The sequence below is a fragment of the Pseudarthrobacter humi genome, assembly GCF_024294965.1.
Classification (GTDB): domain Bacteria; phylum Actinomycetota; class Actinomycetes; order Actinomycetales; family Micrococcaceae; genus Arthrobacter; species Arthrobacter humi.
Genome location: NZ_JANCLV010000001.1, coordinates 267,281 through 286,573, shown reverse-complemented (window position 1 = coordinate 286,573; position 19,293 = coordinate 267,281). Strand labels below are relative to the sequence as shown.

General features: G+C 61.2%; 31 protein-coding genes. 1 reads left to right on the top strand and 30 read right to left on the bottom strand.

The window, feature by feature from the left end:
- Positions 1–44: 44 nt before the first annotated feature.
- The 29 genes from NFC73_RS01460 to rpsJ form a co-directional block, all read right to left on the bottom strand.
- Positions 45–1,055 (bottom strand): DNA-directed RNA polymerase subunit alpha, encoded by a 1,011-nt coding sequence (locus tag NFC73_RS01460; RefSeq protein ID WP_056344331.1) that lies wholly within the window; start codon positions 1,053–1,055, stop codon positions 45–47.
- Positions 1,056–1,187: 132 nt separating this feature from the next.
- Positions 1,188–1,589 carry a 30S ribosomal protein S11 gene (gene rpsK / locus NFC73_RS01455; RefSeq protein ID WP_018769149.1) on the bottom strand — a complete coding sequence of 134 codons (402 nt, stop codon included), beginning with the start codon at positions 1,587–1,589 and terminating at the stop codon, positions 1,188–1,190.
- Between the two features lie 52 nt (positions 1,590–1,641).
- The gene (rpsM, locus tag NFC73_RS01450; RefSeq protein WP_028275004.1) at positions 1,642–2,016 is read right to left on the bottom strand and encodes a 30S ribosomal protein S13; all 375 of its coding nucleotides are present in this window, start codon (positions 2,014–2,016) and stop codon (positions 1,642–1,644) included.
- Positions 2,017–2,192: 176 nt separating this feature from the next.
- The gene (gene rpmJ, locus NFC73_RS01445) at positions 2,193–2,306 is read right to left on the bottom strand and encodes a 50S ribosomal protein L36 (RefSeq protein ID WP_009358722.1); all 114 of its coding nucleotides are present in this window, start codon (positions 2,304–2,306) and stop codon (positions 2,193–2,195) included.
- Positions 2,307–2,375: 69 nt separating this feature from the next.
- Positions 2,376–2,597 (bottom strand): translation initiation factor IF-1, encoded by a 222-nt coding sequence (gene infA, locus NFC73_RS01440; protein ID WP_009358723.1) that lies wholly within the window; start codon positions 2,595–2,597, stop codon positions 2,376–2,378.
- Positions 2,598–2,776: 179 nt separating this feature from the next.
- The gene (locus tag NFC73_RS01435) at positions 2,777–3,796 is read right to left on the bottom strand and encodes a P1 family peptidase (RefSeq protein WP_254747040.1); all 1,020 of its coding nucleotides are present in this window, start codon (positions 3,794–3,796) and stop codon (positions 2,777–2,779) included.
- A gap of 156 nt (positions 3,797–3,952) precedes the next feature.
- Positions 3,953–4,780: a type I methionyl aminopeptidase gene (gene map, locus NFC73_RS01430; RefSeq protein ID WP_254747039.1), complete on the bottom strand. Its 828-nt coding sequence runs from the start codon at positions 4,778–4,780 to the stop codon at positions 3,953–3,955.
- A gap of 71 nt (positions 4,781–4,851) precedes the next feature.
- Complete coding sequence (locus NFC73_RS01425) at positions 4,852–5,421, bottom strand: adenylate kinase (RefSeq protein WP_181037244.1); 570 nt, start codon at positions 5,419–5,421, stop codon at positions 4,852–4,854.
- A 5-nt stretch (positions 5,422–5,426) separates the two neighbouring features.
- On the bottom strand, positions 5,427–6,737 hold the full coding sequence (secY, locus tag NFC73_RS01420; RefSeq protein WP_254747038.1) for a preprotein translocase subunit SecY: 1,311 nt from the start codon (positions 6,735–6,737) through the stop codon (positions 5,427–5,429).
- A 220-nt stretch (positions 6,738–6,957) separates the two neighbouring features.
- A complete protein-coding gene (gene rplO, locus NFC73_RS01415) occupies positions 6,958–7,440 on the bottom strand; it encodes a 50S ribosomal protein L15 (RefSeq protein WP_104062629.1) in 483 nt (160 codons plus the stop codon).
- Complete coding sequence (gene rpmD / locus NFC73_RS01410; protein WP_056344352.1) at positions 7,441–7,647, bottom strand: 50S ribosomal protein L30; 207 nt, start codon at positions 7,645–7,647, stop codon at positions 7,441–7,443.
- 3 nt (positions 7,648–7,650) lie between these two features.
- Positions 7,651–8,391, bottom strand: a complete 741-nt coding sequence (gene rpsE, locus NFC73_RS01405; RefSeq protein WP_056344356.1) for a 30S ribosomal protein S5 — start codon at positions 8,389–8,391, stop codon at positions 7,651–7,653.
- Positions 8,388–8,771, bottom strand: a complete 384-nt coding sequence (gene rplR, locus NFC73_RS01400; RefSeq protein ID WP_056344358.1) for a 50S ribosomal protein L18 — start codon at positions 8,769–8,771, stop codon at positions 8,388–8,390. Before rplR ends, rpsE begins: the two co-directional genes overlap by 4 nt.
- 2 nt (positions 8,772–8,773) lie before the next feature.
- Positions 8,774–9,310, bottom strand: a complete 537-nt coding sequence (gene rplF, locus NFC73_RS01395) for a 50S ribosomal protein L6 (RefSeq protein WP_056344361.1) — start codon at positions 9,308–9,310, stop codon at positions 8,774–8,776.
- A gap of 18 nt (positions 9,311–9,328) precedes the next feature.
- Positions 9,329–9,727, bottom strand: coding sequence for a 30S ribosomal protein S8 (rpsH, locus tag NFC73_RS01390; RefSeq protein WP_056344363.1), 399 nt, complete (start codon positions 9,725–9,727; stop codon positions 9,329–9,331).
- A 78-nt stretch (positions 9,728–9,805) separates the two neighbouring features.
- The gene (gene rplE, locus NFC73_RS01385) at positions 9,806–10,387 is read right to left on the bottom strand and encodes a 50S ribosomal protein L5 (protein ID WP_056344366.1); all 582 of its coding nucleotides are present in this window, start codon (positions 10,385–10,387) and stop codon (positions 9,806–9,808) included.
- Entirely contained in the window at positions 10,387–10,746 is a 360-nt protein-coding gene (rplX, locus tag NFC73_RS01380; protein ID WP_254747037.1) for a 50S ribosomal protein L24, read from the bottom strand. Before rplX ends, rplE begins: the two co-directional genes overlap by 1 nt.
- A gap of 3 nt (positions 10,747–10,749) precedes the next feature.
- Positions 10,750–11,118, bottom strand: coding sequence for a 50S ribosomal protein L14 (gene rplN, locus NFC73_RS01375; protein ID WP_024366126.1), 369 nt, complete (start codon positions 11,116–11,118; stop codon positions 10,750–10,752).
- Between the two features lie 730 nt (positions 11,119–11,848).
- Entirely contained in the window at positions 11,849–12,157 is a 309-nt protein-coding gene (rpsQ, locus tag NFC73_RS01370) for a 30S ribosomal protein S17 (RefSeq protein WP_056344371.1), read from the bottom strand.
- On the bottom strand, positions 12,154–12,483 hold the full coding sequence (rpmC, locus tag NFC73_RS01365; RefSeq protein WP_254747036.1) for a 50S ribosomal protein L29: 330 nt from the start codon (positions 12,481–12,483) through the stop codon (positions 12,154–12,156). Before rpmC ends, rpsQ begins: the two co-directional genes overlap by 4 nt.
- Positions 12,484–12,485: 2 nt before the next feature.
- A complete protein-coding gene (gene rplP, locus NFC73_RS01360; RefSeq protein ID WP_056344375.1) occupies positions 12,486–12,902 on the bottom strand; it encodes a 50S ribosomal protein L16 in 417 nt (138 codons plus the stop codon).
- Positions 12,903–13,745, bottom strand: coding sequence for a 30S ribosomal protein S3 (gene rpsC, locus NFC73_RS01355; RefSeq protein ID WP_254747034.1), 843 nt, complete (start codon positions 13,743–13,745; stop codon positions 12,903–12,905).
- Positions 13,746–14,111 (bottom strand): 50S ribosomal protein L22, encoded by a 366-nt coding sequence (gene rplV / locus NFC73_RS01350; RefSeq protein ID WP_185261224.1) that lies wholly within the window; start codon positions 14,109–14,111, stop codon positions 13,746–13,748. It lies immediately after the preceding gene.
- Between the two features lie 38 nt (positions 14,112–14,149).
- Positions 14,150–14,431, bottom strand: coding sequence for a 30S ribosomal protein S19 (gene rpsS, locus NFC73_RS01345; protein ID WP_056344384.1), 282 nt, complete (start codon positions 14,429–14,431; stop codon positions 14,150–14,152).
- A gap of 12 nt (positions 14,432–14,443) precedes the next feature.
- A complete protein-coding gene (gene rplB, locus NFC73_RS01340; RefSeq protein ID WP_056344386.1) occupies positions 14,444–15,283 on the bottom strand; it encodes a 50S ribosomal protein L2 in 840 nt (279 codons plus the stop codon).
- Positions 15,284–15,312: 29 nt separating this feature from the next.
- Positions 15,313–15,618, bottom strand: coding sequence for a 50S ribosomal protein L23 (rplW, locus tag NFC73_RS01335; protein WP_018773664.1), 306 nt, complete (start codon positions 15,616–15,618; stop codon positions 15,313–15,315).
- On the bottom strand, positions 15,615–16,238 hold the full coding sequence (gene rplD / locus NFC73_RS01330) for a 50S ribosomal protein L4 (RefSeq protein ID WP_056344389.1): 624 nt from the start codon (positions 16,236–16,238) through the stop codon (positions 15,615–15,617). The genes rplW and rplD overlap by 4 nt, the downstream gene beginning before the upstream one ends.
- A gap of 4 nt (positions 16,239–16,242) precedes the next feature.
- The gene (gene rplC / locus NFC73_RS01325; protein ID WP_056344391.1) at positions 16,243–16,893 is read right to left on the bottom strand and encodes a 50S ribosomal protein L3; all 651 of its coding nucleotides are present in this window, start codon (positions 16,891–16,893) and stop codon (positions 16,243–16,245) included.
- A 17-nt stretch (positions 16,894–16,910) separates the two neighbouring features.
- Positions 16,911–17,219, bottom strand: a complete 309-nt coding sequence (gene rpsJ / locus NFC73_RS01320) for a 30S ribosomal protein S10 (protein WP_038464699.1) — start codon at positions 17,217–17,219, stop codon at positions 16,911–16,913.
- Positions 17,220–17,665: 446 nt separating this feature from the next.
- Between rpsJ and NFC73_RS01315 the strand changes: the two genes are divergently transcribed.
- Positions 17,666–19,117 (top strand): GH1 family beta-glucosidase, encoded by a 1,452-nt coding sequence (locus NFC73_RS01315; protein WP_254747031.1) that lies wholly within the window; start codon positions 17,666–17,668, stop codon positions 19,115–19,117.
- 42 nt (positions 19,118–19,159) lie between these two features.
- On the opposite strand, the gene NFC73_RS20680 is transcribed toward NFC73_RS01315, so the two are convergent.
- Positions 19,160–19,285 (bottom strand): hypothetical protein, encoded by a 126-nt coding sequence (locus NFC73_RS20680; protein ID WP_256548506.1) that lies wholly within the window; start codon positions 19,283–19,285, stop codon positions 19,160–19,162.
- Positions 19,286–19,293: the final 8 nt, after the last annotated feature.

Here is a 19,293-nt window from a genome sequence, read left to right as displayed (position 1 = left end):
GTGCACACCGTGGTGCATCCAGCCAGCCGGCCAAGATCTGTTTGTTAGAGTTCGTCGTCGCCGAAAGCGGCGTCGTCCTCTTCAATTGCTGCGGCGCGTGCTGCGAGGTCAAAACCGGGAGGCGAGTCCTTGAGGGACAGGCCCAGTTCAACCAGCTTTGCCTTGACCTCGTCAATGGACTTCGCACCGAAGTTACGGATGTCCATGAGGTCAGCCTCGGAGCGTGCAACGAGTTCACCCACGGTGTGGATGCCCTCACGCTTGAGGCAGTTGTAGGAACGGACGGTGAGGTCCAGATCCTCGATCGGCAGTGCCATGTCTGCTGCCAGGGCAGCATCCGTCGGCGACGGGCCAATCTCGATACCTTCAGCTGCGGTGTTCAGCTCGCGGGCCAGACCGAAGAGTTCCACCAGGGTGGTACCTGCGGAAGCAACAGCATCGCGCGGGGCGATGGCCTGCTTGGTCTCGACGTCGACAATGAGCTTGTCGAAGTCGGTGCGCTGCTCAACACGGGTTGCTTCCACGCGGAAAGTAACCTTCAGGACCGGCGAGTAGATCGAGTCGACCGGGATACGGCCGATCTCGGAGTCGCCGGACTTGTTCTGAGCTGCCGAAACGTAGCCGCGGCCGCGCTCGATGGTCAGTTCGAGTTCGAACTTGCCCTTCGAGTTCAGCGTGGCAATGTGCAGATCCGGGTTGTGGAATTCGACGCCGGCCGGCGGAGCGATGTCCGCGGCGGTGACGACTCCGGGGCCCTGCTTGCGCAGGTAAGCCACAACCGGCTCGTCGTGCTCGGAGGAAACCGACAGGCTCTTGATGTTCAGGATGATCTCGGTGACATCTTCCTTGACACCCGGAACCGTGGTGAACTCGTGCAGCACGCCATCGATCCGGATGCTGGTTACAGCGGCACCGGGGATGGAGGAGAGCAGGGTACGGCGGAGGGAGTTTCCGAGGGTGTAGCCGAAGCCCGGTTCCAGCGGTTCAATGATGAAACGCGAGCGGTTATCGGAGACTACCTCTTCGGAGAGGGTGGGGCGCTGTGCAATGAGCACTTAGGTTTCCTTTCGGCGAGCATCCGCTATATGACGCAACACAGGTGGTGGAAATTCGGTCTGAAGACTTAACGCGGCTGGGCTTGCCCGGACCATTGACGGTCCGGGCAAGCTCAAGCTGCTGGAAAAGCCTTAGACGCGGCGGCGCTTCGGCGGACGGCAGCCGTTGTGCGCTGCGGGGGTGACGTCCTGGATGGAGCCAACCTCCAGGCCAGCGGCCTGCAGCGAGCGGATTGCGGTTTCGCGGCCTGAACCCGGGCCCTTGACGAAAACGTCAACCTTGCGCATGCCGTGCTCCTGCGCACGCTTGGCAGCAGCTTCAGCAGCCATCTGGGCTGCGAACGGGGTGGACTTGCGTGAGCCCTTGAAGCCAACCTCACCTGAGGAAGCCCAAGAGATAACAGCGCCGTTCGGGTCCGTGATGGACACGATGGTGTTGTTAAAAGTGCTCTTGATGTGCGCCTGGCCCAGCGCGATATTCTTTTTGTCCTTCTTACGCGGCTTGCGAACCGCGCCACGAGTCTTCGGGGGCATTTTTTCTCCTACAGAAAGTTATTTGGGGGAAGACGAGTCAATCCCGAGGGATTTAACGAGCCTTCTTCTTGCCTGCAACGGTGCGCTTCGGACCCTTACGGGTACGTGCGTTCGTCTTCGTACGCTGTCCGCGCACTGGCAGGCCCTTGCGGTGGCGAATACCTTCGTAGCTGCCGATTTCAACCTTGCGGCGGATATCAGCTGCTACTTCGCGGCGAAGGTCACCCTCAACCTTGTAGTTGCCTTCAATGTAGTCACGAAGTTCTACCAGCTGGGCATCGGTGAGGTCCTTAACGCGGACGTCAGCGCTGATGCCAGTGGCAGCCAGGGTTTCGTGTGCACGGGTCTTGCCCACGCCGTAGATGTAAGTAAGCGCAATTTCCAACCGCTTTTCGCGGGGAATGTCTACGCCAGCGAGACGAGCCATAGTGGCAGTGCTCCTTGAATAAACCGGAGGTCGTAGGCAGTACACCCGCACGTTCTGTGCGGCCCCAGCCTCCGACCGGGGGTTAGCTGTCCGGGCTCATACGTCCCAGTTCAGCTTGTGCTGCCTTCTATTTACTTGCGTGGGTTAGCAACCCAGGATTTCCCTCGGGAGGGAAATTAGCCCTGGCGCTGCTTGTGGCGCGGGTTCTCGCAGATCACCATGACCCGGCCATTACGGCGGATCACTTTGCACTTTTCGCAGATCTGCTTGACGCTCGGCTTGACCTTCATGGCGTTCCTTTGCGTGTGGCAGTTGGTCAACTGGTGCAGCCGTCAGCTCACGCTGATGCCGCCCAGAATTTACTTGTAGCGGTAGACGATACGACCCCGAGTGAGGTCATAAGGGCTCAGTTCCACCACTACCCGGTCCTCAGGGAGAATCCTGATGTAGTGCTGGCGCATCTTGCCTGAGATGTGCGCGAGTACGATGTGCTTGTTGGTCAGCTCAACGCGAAACATCGCGTTAGGCAGCGCCTCAGTCACAACGCCTTCGATCTCAATGACCCCGTCCTTCTTGGCCATACCCTCCGCTAACTGTTGTTGCCGCAGCCCTGCCGGATTGCACCGGACATGGCCACGAACGTTTTTGTTGGATCGGTCATCACCTCCGGCCCCAAACAGGGCACAGCTGGGCAGACAACCAACAAACCACTTTACTGTAAGTGTGTGGAAAGTCCAAACTAATTATGAAAGCACACACCCTACCCGGAAATCGAGCTTGCAGATATACCTTCGAGGATCGCCAGGCGTACGACGTCGGCTGCCGCACTCTGCAGGGTAATGAGACTCACCTGCCGGGCAGTTTCAGTGCTCCGGTCCAAAGCCACCTCACCAGTGGCAAGGCAAAAGACAGTATCCCCATCAGCCAACGTGTGCGAAGGATTGAGCGCGCGAGCCAATCCAGCATGCGCAGCAGAAGCAGTCCGCTTACATTCGGCCACGTCCAAGACAGCATTCGTAGCAACAACAACGAGAGTCGTATTGAGCGGCGGTGGGCCGCCATCACGGTCGGCAGGTTCCGGAGCCCGGAAGCGCGCGTCTAAGGTGGGCCCACGCGAGCCGGGTTCCCTGGCCGAGCTTGCGAGGTTAGGGGGCTCGTGGGGAGGAACGCCCGAGCGCGCGGAGGGCTGCGGCTCCTGCCGCCCGTCGACGATCGGAAACCCCAGTGCGTTCACCACGGCCAGCGCCCCCACTACCACGCCGTTCTCAAGCGTGACCGAAGCCGTCCCCACTCCGCCCTTGAACTGTCCCCGCCCAATGAGAGCTCCGGTGCCGGCGCCCACGCTGCCGCGTCCGACGTCGTGCCCGTCCTTTTCGGCAGCGGCCGCAACGGTGGCCGCGTAGCCCATGTCCGCCGTCGGGCGTGCTGAGAAGTCTCCTCCCCGGCCCAGATCGAAGATGGCGGCGGCGGGAACGATCGGTACCACTCCCCCGGTGACGGCGAAGCCCCGGCCGTTCTCCTCGCACCAGCGCTGTGCACCGTGGGCCGAGACGAGCCCGTACGCGCTGCCGCCGGTGAGGACCACGGCGTCCACCGTGGCCACGAGCGTGGTGGGATCCAGCGCGTCAGTCTCATGCGTGCCCGGGCCACCGCCACGGACGTCCACCGACCCGACAGTGCCCTGCGGCGGCAGCACCACGGTGACTCCCGTCAGCCAGCCGTCGCCGGTCTTCTGCTCATGGCCAACCCTGATTCCAGGCACATCCGTGATTGCTCCCATCGCTCCATTCTGCCCTGCGCATCATTTGCCGGACATCGGCGGCGGGTACGCTCACGATGCGCTGCGTGCCCCGCGACACGCAAAATCCCTGCCGCCACCGTTATTTCGGTAGCGACAGGGATTTTGTGCGTCGGTAGCGCATTAGCGCGTCGAAACCTACGGGATCGGGACGGGTACGACGCCGAGCGGCACCAGGTGCTCCGCTCCGCCGTCGGGGGCTGAGAGTACCCAGATCCCCTTTTCGTGGACAGCTACAGAGTGCTCCCATTGGCAGGAGCGCTGGCCGTCGGTGGTCACAACTGTCCAGTCATCCTCGAGCACGGCGGTGTCGATGCTGCCGCGGACCAGCATGGGCTCGATGGCCAGGCACAGTCCGGGCTTGATCTTGGGGCCGCGGTGGCTGGTGCGGTAGTTCAGGACATCCGGGGCCATGTGCATCTCGGAGCCGATGCCGTGGCCCACGTAGTCCTCCAGGATGCCCAGCGGCTTGCCCGGCACGGAGGAGACGTAGTCGTCGATGGCTGCGCCGATGTCGCCCACATGGCTTCCCGTGGCCAAGGCGGCGATGCCTCGCCACATGGCTGCCTGGGTGACGTCGGAAAGCCGCTGGTCCTCGGGGTCGGCCTGGCCCACAATGACGGTCCGTGCAGAGTCGGAATGCCAGCCGTCGACAATCGCGCCGCCGTCGATCGAGATGATGTCGCCGTCGTTGAGGACTTTGCCGCCGGGGATACCGTGCACCACTTCCTCGTTCACTGACGTGCAGATGGTGGCGGGGAAGCCGTGGTAACCGAGGAAGTTCGATTTGGCGCCGGCCTCGTTCAGCACTGCGGCGAAGACGTCGTCCAGCTGCTTGGTGGTGACGCCGGGAACTGCGGCTGCCACCGCTGCGTCCAGCGCACGGTTCAGCACCAGCCCGGCGTCGCGCATGATGCGCATCTGGGCGTTGGTCTTGTATTCGATACGGGGCTGGCCGAAGGCCATGGTGTGTCCTCTCAATGGCTGAGGCTCCTCCCGGATGCCGGGAGGAGCCTCGGAAAAGCATGTTGCGGGGCTTAGGCGGCCTGGGCTGCCTTGATGGCCTGCATCACGCGGTCGGTGACCTCGTCGATGCCGCCGATGCCGTCAACCTGGGTCAGGATGCCGCGTTCGGCATACTTGGCCACAACGGCCTCGGTCTGCTCGTGGTACAGGTCAAGGCGGTGGCGGATCACGGCTTCGTTGTCGTCGCTCCGGCCGGTTTCCTTGGCCCGGCCCAACAGGCGCGAGACGAGTTCCTCGTCGTCGGCCGTGAGCTGCAGGACGACGTCGAGCTTTTCTTCGCTGTTCGCGAGGATCCCGTCAAGGTAGTCCACTTGCGCCGTGGTGCGCGGGTAGCCGTCCAGCAGGAAGCCGTTTTCGACGTCGGACTCGCTGAGGCGGTCGCGGACCATCTTGTTGGTGACGCTGTCCGGAACGAAGTCCCCGGCGTCCATGTACTTCTTGGCCTCGATGCCAAGAGGAGTTTCGCCCTTCACGTTGGCGCGGAAGATATCACCGGTGGAAATCGCCACGACGCCGAGGCGCTCGGAAATACGTTCCGCTTGCGTTCCTTTTCCGGAACCGGGGGGTCCAATAATCAACATTTTCGTCATCGCAAAAGCCCTTCGTAGTGACGTTGCTGTAGCTGCGCATCTATTTGCTTGACGGTTTCAAGGCCAACGCCCACCATGATCAGGATCGAGGTGCCACCGAACGGGAAGTTCTGGTTCGCGTTGATCAGTACCAATGCCACCAGCGGAATCAGCGCCACGAAGCCCAAGTACAGGGCGCCGGGCAGCGTGATCCGGGAGAGCACGTACTGCAGGTAATCCGCGGTCGGTTTTCCGGCACGGATACCCGGGATGAAACCGCCGTACTTCTTCATGTTGTCCGAGACCTCTTCAGGGTTGAAGGTGATCGCGACGTAGAAGTAAGTGAAGAACACGATCATGGCGAAGTACAGCGCCATATAGATCGGGTGGTCGCCTCGGGTCAGGTTGTTGTTGATCCACTCAACCCACGGCGCGAGAGCCTCGCCGGCTTTGGGCTGGTTGAACTGTGAGATCAGTCCCGGCAGGTAGAGCATGGACGATGCGAAGATCACGGGGATCACGCCTGCCATGTTCACCTTGATGGGGATGTAGGTGCTCGTGCCGCCGACGGTCCGGCGTCCGATCATCCGCTTCGCGTACTGCACCGGGACACGGCGCTGGGACTGCTCCACGAAGACCACCAGGGCAACCGTCACCAGACCGATGACCAGGACCATAAAGAACGTACCCGGGCCCTGTGAGCTCCAGATGGCTCCAAGGGACGTGGGGAACGTCGCTGCGATGGATGTGAAGATGAGCAGCGACATGCCGTTGCCCACACCCTTTTCGGTGACGAGTTCGCCCATCCACATGATGAGCCCGGTACCGGCGGTCAGTGTGATGATCAGCAGGATGGTGGTGATGATGCCGTCGTCAGGAATGATCGGCAGGGCACAGCCCGGAAGCAACTGGCCTGAACGAGCCAGCGACACCAGCGTCGTGGCGTTCAGCAGGCCCAGGGCAATGGTGAGGTACCGCGTGTACTGGGTGAGTTTGGACTGCCCGGAGGCGCCCTCCTCGTACAGCTCCTGGAACCGGGGAATGACCACCCGGAGCAGCTGCACAATGATGCTGGCCGTGATGTACGGCATGATGCCCAGCGCGAAGATGGACACCTGAAGCAAGGCACCGCCGCTGAACAGGTTGACGAGCTGATAGAGCCCGCCAGCGGTCTGACCGTTCTGCAAGCATTGCTGGACATTCTGGTAGTTCACACCAGGCGAGGGGATGAATGCACCCAAGCGGAAGATTGTGATGATTGCCAGCGTGAACAACAACTTGCGTCGCAGATCAGGCGTGCGAAAGGCCCGGCCAAATGCGCTAAGCAAGCGTCCTCCTGTGTTGTTTATGAGCGTGGTGTGATGGGGGACAATAATCCCAACAACCGAGTCTAACGGGTGGATCGGCCATGCGAATAATCCGCAAACCCGCGATTGCGGTGAACGGGCGGAAATACTCGGCAGGCGGATGCGAAAAAACTCCCGGTGTGCAAGGGCCCTGGGGGCCCTGCACACCGGGAGTTCACAACGGGCGTTCACCCACCGTCTACTAGAGAGCGGTGGTGCTTCCGCCTGCTGCTGCAATCTTTTCTGCGGCGCTGGCCGAGAATGCGTGGACGGTGACGTCAACCTTGACGGTGATGTCGCCGGTGCCAAGCACCTTGACGGGCTGGTTCTTGCGAACGGCACCCTTTTCGACCAGGTTCTCCACGGTGACTGTGCCACCTTCCGGGAACAGCTCGTTGAGCTTGTCCAGGTTTACAACCTGGAACTCAACCCGGAACGGGTTCTTGAAGCCGCGCAGCTTCGGCAGGCGCATGTGCAGCGGCAACTGGCCGCCGGCAAAGCCAGCCTTGATCTGGTAGCGCGCCTTCGTACCCTTGGTACCGCGACCAGCGGTCTTACCCTTGGAACCTTCACCACGACCAACTCGGGTCTTGGCGGTCTTGGCACCCGGGGCGGGACGCAGGTGGTGAACCTTCAGTGTGTTCTGCTTCTCAGCAGTCTCTGCGGCGATCTTTTTCTCTGCCATTTACTTCGCCTCCTCTACCTTTACCAGGTGCGGAACCGTGTTGAGCATTCCAACAGTCACGGCGTCGGCGGTGCGGACAACAGTGTGTCCAATCCGCTTCAGGCCGAGGGACCGAAGGGTGTCGCGCTGGTTCTGCTTGCCGCCAATGGCGGACTTGATCTGAGTGATCTCCAACTGAAGGTCGGAGGGAATCAGGTTCTTAGCCATGGCTTAGACACCCGCCTTCTGGTTCAGGATTGCCTTCACCATTGCCGGCGGAGCAACCTCGTCCAGCGGCAGGCCGCGGCGTGCTGCCACTGCTGCCGGCTCTTCGAGCTGCTTCAGCGCAGCAACAGTCGCGTGAACGATGTTGATGGCGTTGGAGGAACCCAGCGACTTGGAGAGGATGTCGTGGATGCCCACGCACTCCAGGATGGCGCGGACCGGACCACCGGCAATTACACCGGTACCGGCGGAAGCCGGACGCAGCATTACGACGCCGGCAGCGGCCTCACCCTGAACGCGGTGCGGGATGGTGTTCCCAATGCGGGGAACGCGGAAGAAGGACTTCTTGGCCTCTTCAACGCCCTTCGCGATTGCGGCGGGAACTTCCTTAGCCTTGCCGTAGCCCACGCCGACCATGCCGTTACCGTCACCAACGACGACCAGAGCGGTGAAGCTGAAGCGACGACCACCCTTGACCACCTTGGAAACGCGGTTGATGGTGACAACGCGTTCAATGAACTGGCTCTTCTCGGCTTCGCGGCCGCCGTCGCGGCCACCACGGCCACCACGGCCGCCATCGCGACCGCCCTGAGCACGGTCGCCACGCTCGCCGCCACGACGAGCGCCACCACGGCGGTCATCGGCAGCAGCTGCGGGCGCAGTGGTCTCAGTGGCCGGAGCAGCTACGGCTTCAGTAGCCTTCTGATCTGCAGACACAGTGTCCTTTTCCTTGTTTGCTTCCGTCACAGTGACAGCCCACCTTCACGTGCGCCGTCAGCGACAGCAGCAATTCGGCCGTGGTACTTGTTACCACCGCGGTCGAAGACAACTGCTTCGATACCGGCAGCCTTGGCACGAGCGGCAACGAGCTCGCCAACGCGCTTGGCCTTGGCGGTCTTGTCGCCTTCGAATGCACGAAGGTCGGCTTCCAGCGTGGAGGCGCTTGCCACGGTCAGGCCCTTGGTGTCATCGACAACCTGGACGAATACGTGGCGTGCGGAGCGGTTGACGACCAGACGAGGACGTACAGCCGTGCCGGAGATGCGCTTGCGGATACGAAGCTGGCGGCGGCTGCGCGAAGCAGACTTGCTCTTGTTCGTACGCTTCTTGTTAATTGAGATGGCCATGGTTACTTACCAGCCTTTCCGACCTTGCGGCGGATGACTTCGCCTGCGTAGCGAATGCCCTTGCCCTTGTAGGGGTCCGGCTTCCGCAGCTTGCGAATGTTGGCAGCAACCTCGCCGACCTGCTGCTTGTTGATACCTGAAACAGAGAGCTTGGTCGGGGTCTCAACTGCAAAGGTGATGCCGTCCGGTGCGGTGACATTTACCGGGTGGCTGTAGCCGAGAGCGAACTCAAGGTCAGATCCCTTGGCCTGAACGCGGTAACCAGTACCAACGATTTCAAGCTTCTTCTCGTAGCCCTTGGTAACGCCCTCGATCATGTTGGAGATCAGGGTGCGGGTCAGGCCGTGGAGTGAACGGGAGGCGCGCTCGTCGTTCGGGCGGGCGACAGTCAGGGTCTCTGCTTCCAGGGAAACCTCGATCGGGCTGGCCACAGTGTGGTTCAGCTCGCCTTTGGCACCCTTGACGCTGACGACAGAGCCGTCAACCTTGACCTCAACGCCGGCAGGAACGGTGATGGGGAGACGTCCAATACGTGACATTATTCTCTTCCTTTCCCGTTACCAGACGTAGGCGAGGACTTCGCCGCCCACGCCCTTCTTGCCGGCTTGCTTATCAGTCAAGAGGCCGGAAGAGGTGGACAGGATTGCGACACCCAGGCCACCGAGCACGTGCGGGAGGTTGGTGGACTTTGCGTAAACACGCAGGCCCGGCTTGGAAATACGGCGAACGCCAGCGATTGAACGCTCGCGGTTCGGTCCGAACTTAAGGTCCAGGGTCAGCTTCTTGCCAACCTCAGCGTCTTCTTCTTTCCAGGAGGCGATGTAACCTTCAGCCTTCAGGATGTCGGCAACGCGTGCCTTGAGCTTGCTGTACGGCATGGACACGGAATCGTGGTACGCCGAGTTTGCATTGCGCAGACGCGTAAGCATGTCTGCGACCGGATCAGTCATTGTCATTTGGGCTCTTGCCCTTCCTCATAACGGTTTCCTCGCTGCTGCATGAAGCATCAGCGAAGGACCTGTTACGTAGTTAGATTAGTCTTCGGCCTTGAACGGGAAACCAAGCGCCTTGAGCAGCGCGCGGCCTTCGTCATCGGTCTTGGCGGTGGTTACAACCGTGATGTCCATGCCGCGTACGCGGTCAATGGAATCCTGGTCGATTTCGTGGAACATAACCTGTTCGGTCAGACCGAAGGTGTAGTTGCCGTTGCCGTCGAACTGCTTGCCACTGAGGCCGCGGAAGTCGCGGATACGGGGCAGAGCCAGCGTGACCAGACGATCCAGGAATTCCCACATGCGGTCTCCACGCAGAGTTGCGTGTGCGCCGATGGGCATGCCTTCGCGCAGTTTGAACTGTGCGATCGACTTGCGGGCCTTGGTTACCTGCGGCTTCTGGCCGGTGATCAGGGTCAGATCGCGGACAGCGCCGTCGATCAGCTTGGAGTCCTTAGCGGCATCTCCAACACCCATGTTCACAACGACCTTCACCAGGCGGGGAACCTGGTTAACGTTGCTGTACTTGAATTCCTCAACGAGCGTGCTCTTGATGGAATCGGCGTACTTGGTCTTCAGACGAGGAACGATCTTCGCTGCCGGAGTCTCGAGAGTCTCAGTCATTAGATGTCCTTCCCGGAGCTCTTGGCCACGCGGACACGCACGTCGCGCTTCACGCCATTGCGCTCCACGGTCTCGGTGCGGAAACCAACGCGGGTGGGCTTCTTGGTGGACGGGTCAACCAGAGCCACGTTGGAGATGTGGATCGAAGCTTCTACGACCTCGATGCCACCAGTCTTGGTGCCGCGCTGCGACTGACCGGCCTTCGTGTGCTTGGTTACGCGGTTAATGCCTTCGACCAACACGCGGTTGGTCTCCGGGAATACGCGCAGAACCTTGCCCTGCTTGCCTTTGTCGCCGCCGCGCTCAGCCTTGGCGCCAGTGATGACCTGAACGAGGTCACCCTTTTTGATCTTAGCCATGGACTAGAGCACCTCCGGAGCCAGAGAAACGATCTTCATGAACTTCTTGTCACGAAGTTCACGACCAACCGGTCCGAAGATACGGGTACCGCGGGGGTCACCGTCAGCCTTCAGGATCACAGCTGCGTTCTCGTCAAACTTGATATAGGAACCATCCGCACGGCGGCGTTCCTTCTTGGTACGGACGATGACTGCCTTAACAACATCGCCCTTCTTTACGTTGCCGCCCGGAATTGCATCCTTGACGGTAGCGACGATGACGTCGCCAATGCCTGCGTAGCGACGGCCAGATCCCCCGAGAACGCGAATGGTAAGGATTTCCTTAGCACCCGTGTTGTCGGCGACCTTGAGTCGCGACTCCTGCTGAATCACTATTTACTCCTTGCGTCGCGCCGGTTCTCAGACCGAAAATCTTCCTACGGAATGAGCCTTGCGGAACGGTTGATCGGGGTGTCTCTTGACCTGCCTGGATTTTGCCAGACCAAGCCTAAACGCCCGTGCCAAAAACATTTGCTTCCCAGGCGGATCCGGACAGGTCCGAAGCACGAGGGGGCACTATGCCGTGGCACGATTGTTTACGAGGTTGATGACGGCGCACAGAGGGCGCCATACAAACTCAATATCCTAGCACAGTAAAGGCAATCTCCCATATCACACGGCGGCAGCCACAGCACAACCGCTGTCCTCCAGAGCCGGCAACGCACGACGGCGTCACGCACGGCACGCTCTCGGTCCACCGGCGGTGCCACTCCCCCGGAAACCCGGCGTTCCGCCGTCGGACGCTCTCTCACATAATGCGCCTTTTCGGCGGACGCTCTCTCACTTTCCTAACAAGAGTGAGAGAGCGTCCGGGGATTTCCCGCATTAGGTGAGAGAGCGTCCTAATGGAGACGCGGACGACGGCGTCACGCACGGCCACCCTTTCGGCCCACCAGCCGTGCCACTCCGCCGGAAGCCCGGCGTTCCGCCGTCGGATGTCCCGCAAAAACCTGCTCCGCGTGACACACCCAGCCAGCCCACCCGCCGGTTAATACGGAAAACCCCCGCTCCCACAAGGGAACGGGGGTTTCCGGTGCAGTACCTGCAAGCAGGCTGCGGGGTGTTACTTGGCCTTTTCGAGGATCTCGACCAGACGCCACCGCTTGGTAGCGGACAGCGGGCGGGTCTCGGCGAGGAGAACGAGGTCGCCGATGCCGGCGCTGTTCTCTTCGTCGTGAGCCTTGATCTTCGTGTTGCGGCGGATGACTTTGCCGTACAAAGCGTGCTTTACGCGGTCTTCTACCTGGACAACGATGGTCTTTTCCATCTTGTCCGAGACTACGTAGCCACGCTTCGTCTTACGGTCACCGCGTTCGCCAGCCGTAGCTGCTGCGGAAACAGTTTCCGTCACGTTCTCGTCCTTTTCACTCACTTGGCATCCTCCTCGGCCTCAACCGTTTCAGCCGTTTCGGCCTTCTTGGTTGCAGCCTTCTTGGATTTCTTCTCTTCCTTGGCTTCCACAACCGGTGCGGCAACCTCGGCACGAATGCCCAGCTCGCGCTCACGGAGAACGGTGTAGATGCGTGCGATGTCCTTCTTTACCGCGCGCAGACGACCGTGGTTCTCCAGCTGACCGGTGGCGGACTGGAAACGCAGGTTGAACAGCTCTTCCTTAGCCTTCCGGAGTTCTTCAACGAGGCGCTCGTTGTCGAACGTGTCCAGCTGTGCGGAGACAAGTTCCTTGGATCCTACTGCCATTTCTATTCACCACCTTCGCGACGCAAAATGCGTGCCTTCAACGGGAGCTTGTGGATTGCCAGGCGCAGGGCCTCGCGAGCTACCGATTCCTCGACGCCGGAGATCTCAAAGAGAACCCGGCCCGGCTTGACGTTTGAGACCCACCATTCCGGTGAACCCTTACCGGAACCCATGCGGGTTTCGGCAGGCTTCTTGGTGATCGGACGGTCCGGGTAAATGTTGATCCAGACCTTACCGCCACGCTTGATGTGGCGGGTCATCGCGATACGGGCAGACTCGATCTGACGGTTGGTGACGTATGCCGGGCTCAGAGCCTGGATACCCCACTCACCGAAGGAGACCTTGGTGCCGCCCGTAGCAGCGCCGGAACGACCCGGGTGGTGCTGCTTACGGTGCTTGACTCGACGTGGGATAAGCATTTAAGCCTGTCCTCCTTCTACTGCAGCAGGTGCAGCCTCAACTGCCGGAGCCTCGGCAGCCGGAGCTGCCTCTGCTGCCGGACGGTCGGTACGACGACGGCGGTCACCACGGTCAGCGCCGCCGGCGCCACCCGGGCGGCCCGGACGGTCGCTGGCACCGCGGCCACGGGACGGAGCAGCAGCTGCCTGCTGAGCCAGTTCCTTGGCGGTGACGTCACCCTTGTAGATCCAGACCTTCACGCCGATGCGGCCGAAAGTGGTCTTGGCCTCGTAGAAGCCGTAGTCGATGTTCGCACGGAGGGTGTGCAGGGGCACACGGCCTTCGCGGTAGAACTCCGAGCGGGACATTTCTGCGCCACCCAGTCGGCCGGAGCAGGCGATACGGATGCCCTTGGCACCTGCACGCTGAGCGGACTGCATGGCCTTCTTCATCGCACGGCGGAAAGCCACACGGGAAGTCAGCTGCTCAGCAACGCCCTGGGCAACAAGCTGAGCTTCCATCTCGGGGTTCTTGACCTCGAGGATGTTCAGCTGGACCTGCTTGCCCGTCAGCTTCTCAAGCTCGCCGCGGATGCGGTCTGCTTCAGCGCCGCGGCGGCCGATAACGATACCGGGACGTGCCGTGTGGATATCCACGCGGACACGGTCACGGGTGCGCTCGATCTCAACCTTGGCGATACCGGCGCGCTCCATGCCAACAGACATGAGCTGGCGGATACGGATGTCTTCGCGAACGAAGTCCTTGTACCGCTGTCCGGGCTTGGTGCTGTCAGCGAACCAGTGCGATACGTGATCGGTGGTGATGCCGAGTCGGAACCCGTGCGGGTTAACTTTCTGTCCCACTTAGCGAGCCTCCTCTTTCTCAGGTGTAGCGACTACCACAGTGATGTGGCTGGTGCGCTTCTTGATCTGAAATGCACGACCCTGAGCACGCGGCTGGAACCGCTTCATGGTCGGGCCTTCATCAACGAACATTTCGCTGATGATGAGGTCGCTTTCGTCAAACGCAACACCGTCGCGGTCCGCGAGGGACCGGGCGTTTGCGATTGCCGACTGTACTACCTTGAATACCGGCTCCGAAGCTGCCTGGGGGGCAAACTTCAGAATTGCCAGAGCCTCATTCGCTTGCTTACCACGAACAAGGTTGACGACGCGCCGGGCCTTCATAGGCGTTACGCGGATGTGACGCGCAATTGCCTTGGCTTCCATTGCTTTCCTTCTCTCGTCTTTGACGTAAGTGCAGGCGCCTAGCGGCGCTTGCCCTTACGGTCGTCCTTGACATGGCCGCGGAATGTCCGCGTGGGAGCGAATTCGCCGAGCTTGTGCCCGACCATCGACTCAGTGACAAACACCGGAATGTGCTTGCGTCCGTCGTGTACGGCGATCGTGTGCCCAAGCATGTTGGGGATGATCATCGAACGGCGGGACCAGGTCTTGATGACGTTCTTGGTGCCCTTTTCGTTTTCCCTGTCCACCTTTACAAAGAGGTGCTGGTCAACGAAAGGACCTTTTTTCAGGCTGCGTGGCATGTGTCCAGGCTCCTATCGCTTGTTCTTGCCAGTACGACGGCGACGAACAATAAGCTTGTCGCTCTCTTTGTTGGGACGCCGGGTGCGGCCTTCCCGCTTACCGTTCGGGTTGACGGGGTGACGTCCACCGGACGTCTTACCCTCGCCACCACCGTGCGGGTGGTCAACCGGGTTCATTGCGACACCACGGACGGTCGGGCGAACGCCCTTCCAGCGCATGCGGCCGGCCTTACCCCAGTTGATGTTCGACTGCTCGGCGTTGCCGACCTCGCCGACGGTTGCGCGGCAGCGCACGTCAACGTTGCGGATTTCGCCGGAAGGCAGACGCAGCTGGGCGAAGCGGCCTTCCTTGGCTACAAGCTGGATCGATGCGCCGGCGGAGCGGCCCATCTTGGCGCCGCCACCCGGACGCAGTTCAACTGCGTGGATTACGGTACCAACCGGGATGTTGAGCAGCGGCAGGTTGTTACCGGGCTTGATGTCAGCACCGGAACCTGCCTCAACGACGTCACCCTGGGAGAGCTTGTTCGGGGCGATGATGTAACGCTTGGTGCCATCAACGTAGTGCAGGAGGGCGATGCGAGCCGTGCGGTTCGGATCGTACTCGATTTCGGCAACGCGGGCGTTGACGCCGTCTTTGTCGTGGCGACGGAAGTCGATCAGACGGTACTGGCGCTTGTGGCCACCACCCTTGTGACGGGTCGTGATCTTACCGGAGTTGTTACGGCCGCCCTTTTTGGGCAGCGGACGTACCAACGACTTTTCCGGCGTCGACCGCGTGATTTCGGTGAAGTCCGCTACGCTCGAGCCACGACGGCCCGGGGTAGTCGGCTTGTATTTACGGATTCCCATAATTTATTTCCTCGTTAAAGTGGTCTCCGCTACGAGAGCGGACCGCCGAAGATGTCGATGGTGCCTTCTTTGAGGCTCACAATTGCACGCTTGGTGTTTTTGCGGGTACCCCATCCGAATTTGGTGCGCTTGCGCTTACCGGCACGGTTGATGGTGTTGATCGATTCGACCTTGACGGAGAAAATCTTCTCCACGGCCAGCTTGATCTCGGTCTTGTTCGAGCGGGGGTCCACCAGGAAGGTGTACTTGCCCTCATCGATCAGGCCGTAGCTTTTTTCCGATACGACGGGTGCAAGCACGACGTCGCGCGGGTCTTTGATGGTGGCTGCACTCACTTGGCATCCTCCTCGTTCTTTGCTACTGCCCGGTCAGCAACGAATGCTTCGTAGGCAGCCTTGGTGAAGACAACGTCGTCAGAGACGAGTACGTCGTAGGTGTTCAGCTGGTCTGCGTACAGAACGTGAACACCGGCGAGGTTGCGCACGGAAAGTGCTGCAACATCGTTGGCGCGCTCGATGACAACCAGCAGGTTCTTGCGCTCGGAAACTCCGCGCAGCGTTGCCAGTGCGTTCTTGACGGACGGCTTGGTGCCCTCCACCAGTTCGGCAACAACGTGGATGCGTCCGTTGCGTGCCCGGTCAGAGAGTGCGCCGCGCAGTGCAGCAGCAATCATCTTCTTGGGGGTGCGCTGGCTGTAGTCACGCGGTGTGGGACCGTGGACTACGCCACCACCGGTCATGTGAGGAGCACGGATTGAACCCTGACGGGCGCGGCCGGTGCCCTTCTGCTTGAACGGCTTGCGACCTGCACCGGAAACTTCGGCGCGGGTCTTGGTTTTGTGGGTACCCTGGCGAGCAGCAGCGAGCTGGGCTACGACGACCTGGTGCAGCAGCGGCACGTTGGTCTGAACGTCGAAGATCTCTGCAGGCAGGTCAACCTTGACAGTGCTAGTCATTGAACTAGGCTCCCTTCACGGCGGTGCGTACGAGTACGACCTGGCCGCGGGCGCCGGGGACGGCGCCCTTGATCAGGAGCAGCGACTTCTCGACGTCAACTGCGTGAACCGTGAGGTTCAGCGTGGTGTGACGAACGGCGCCCATGCGGCCGGCCATTTTCATGCCCTTGAAGACGCGGCTCGGGGTGGATGCGCCACCGATTGAACCGGGCTTACGGTGGTTCTTGTGAGCACCGTGTGAGGCGGGAGCACCGTGGAAGCCGTGACGCTTCATAACACCGGCGAAGCCCTTACCCTTGGTGGTGCCGATAACGTCGATCTTCTGGCCGGCTTCGAAGAGCTCAACAGAAAGCTCCTGGCCCAGCTCGTAAGTGTCAGCATCTGCAGTGCGCAGTTCGACGACGTGGCGGCGAGGCGTGACGCCTGCCTTTTCAAAGTGACCAGCCAGCGGCTTGGTGACCTTGCGGGGATCGATCTGGCCGTAGCCGATCTGAACAGCTACGTAGCCATCAGTGTCTGCGTTGCGCAGCTGCGTGATGACGTTCGAATCTGCCTGGACCACAGTGACGGGAATGAGCTTGTTGTTCTCGTCCCAGACCTGGGTCATGCCGAGCTTCGTGCCCAGCAGGCCCTTTACGTTACGGGTTGCGGTCATAGTCTCTCAGCACCTCCCTACAGCTTGATTTCGATGTTCACGTCGGCCGGCAGGTCGAGACGCATAAGCGAATCAACAGCCTTCGGCGTGGGATCGATGATGTCGATAAGACGCTTGTGCGTGCGCATTTCAAAGTGCTCGCGGCTGTCCTTGTACTTGTGCGGAGAGCGGATAACACAGTAAATGTTCTTCTCCGTCGGCAGCGGCACGGGGCCAACTACCGTTGCGCCTGCGCGCGTGACCGTCTCAACGATCTTCCGTGCTGAAACGTCAATGACCTCGTGGTCATATGACTTCAGCCGGATGCGGATTTTTTGTCCCGCCATGTCGCCTGACTCTCTTTCAGTTAGTGCTGCTCCCGGTGAGGGCTGCTCTGTTCACTTTCTTGTTGCATGTGGCTGCCGAAGCATTTGAAGTCTGAACTACCACCCGCCGCACAAGCTGAATCCGGATGAATCCGGGTTCCTCAACCTGCCGACGTAACCGACCCCCGCGGTCGGGCGTGTCGCGCTTAGCACGCATACAAATCCGCAGTTCCATGGGGAGTGGGTTATGTTTGGGCTTCCACTTGGACCCTGACACCCGGCATTATCCGGATCGGGACACGAAGAAGCGCTTGAACAACTCATCTAGTATGCCGGATATTATGCCCAGAAGCGAATCTGCAGGCTGGCACCTCCCCTGACAGCAGATGTGCCAGCACACTGCGCATTCGGGCCCTGCGCGGCTTGTGGTCATTGCCTTCGGCAACATCCGAATGGATGATGGGGGAATGACCGTCGAAAATGACGTTTCCGTCCAGGACCTGGCCGACCGGCTGCCCAGATCGTTCACCCTCGGTGTTGCCGCGGCCGCCTTCCAGATCGAAGGCTCCCTCTCCGCTGACGGACGTGGTCCCTCCGGCTGGGACGCCTTCGCGGAGAAACCCGGCGCCATCATCGATGGACACTCCCCGGCAGTGGCCTGCGACCACTACAACCGTTCGCCCGAAGATGTGGCTCTGATGCGGGACCTCGGCGTGGATTCCTACCGCTTTTCCATCTCCTGGCCGCGGATCCAGCCGGATGGCCGCGGCGCGTTCAACAAGCAGGGCCTGGACTTCTACGACCGCCTGATCGACCAGCTGCTCGAGGCCGGCATCTCCCCCATGGCCACCCTCTACCACTGGGATACGCCCCTGCCCTTGGAGCACCGTGGCGGCTGGATGAGCAGGGCCACCGCCGAACGCTTCGCTGAGTACGCAGGCGAGGCCGGCCGGCGATTTGGTGACCGCGTAGACCAGTGGGTAACCCTCAACGAACCAGCCTCGGTGGTCCTCAACGGCTACGCGCTGGGCGTCCATGCCCCCGGACGGGATCTCCTCTTTGATGCCTTTCCTGCTGTCCACAACCAGCTCCTTGCCCACGGCATGGCCGTCCAGGCGCTGCGCGCAGCAGGGGTCCGCGGCGGAATCGGCGTGACCAACCTCCACTCCCCCGTCCGGCCAGCCACCCGAAAAATCACGGACAAATACATCGCGCTGGTTTTCGACCTCATGCTCAACCGCATCTATGCCGATCCGGTCCTCTTGGGCCAATACCCCCGCCCGCCGCTCATCGCCAAGCCCTGGTTCCGGTCGTTCGGCAGAATCCCCGACGCCGACCTCCGCACCATCCACCAGCCCCTGGACTTCTACGGCGTGAACTATTACTACCCCACGAAGGTGGCAGCCGGACGGGGCCCGGCCGAAAGCCCCACGGGTCCTGCCGAGGCGATGGTGCGCGTGCCGTTCCATCAGGAGCCGTTCCCCGAATACGGCACTACGGGTTTCGGCTGGCCGGTAGCCCCGGAGCACCTTGGCATCCTGCTGCGCGAACTAAAGGACCGCTATAAAGGGGACCTGCCCCCGCTGTACATCACCGAAAGCGGCGCCAGCTTCCCGGAGCCCGACCACGTCAGCGGCCCCATTCAGGACCTGGGGCGGATCAATTACATCGCGGACCACCTGCGGCATGCGCTGGAGGCGACGGCACCGGGCGGAATCGCCCACGACGTGGACCTCCGCGGGTACTACGTCTGGACGCTGATGGACAACTTCGAATGGGCCGCGGGGTACTCCCAGCGCTTCGGCCTGGTGCACGTGGATTTCGACACCCTGGAGCGCACACCCAAGGAATCGTTCTACTGGTACCGGGCGCTCAGCCAGGCCCGGACATCACTGGCCGACGAAGGGCAGCCCGGCTGAACACCGGCGAACACCCCGGCCGGCCGGGGTCCGGTGGCCCTGCTACTTATCCTTGTTTGCCCGGTTGATGCGCTTGGCGCGGTCAATCTCGGCGCGGAAATGCTTCTTGGCCCAGAAAACTCCGGCGACCACGGCGACCGCGATGATCAGAAAAATCAGCCATTCCATGATGTACT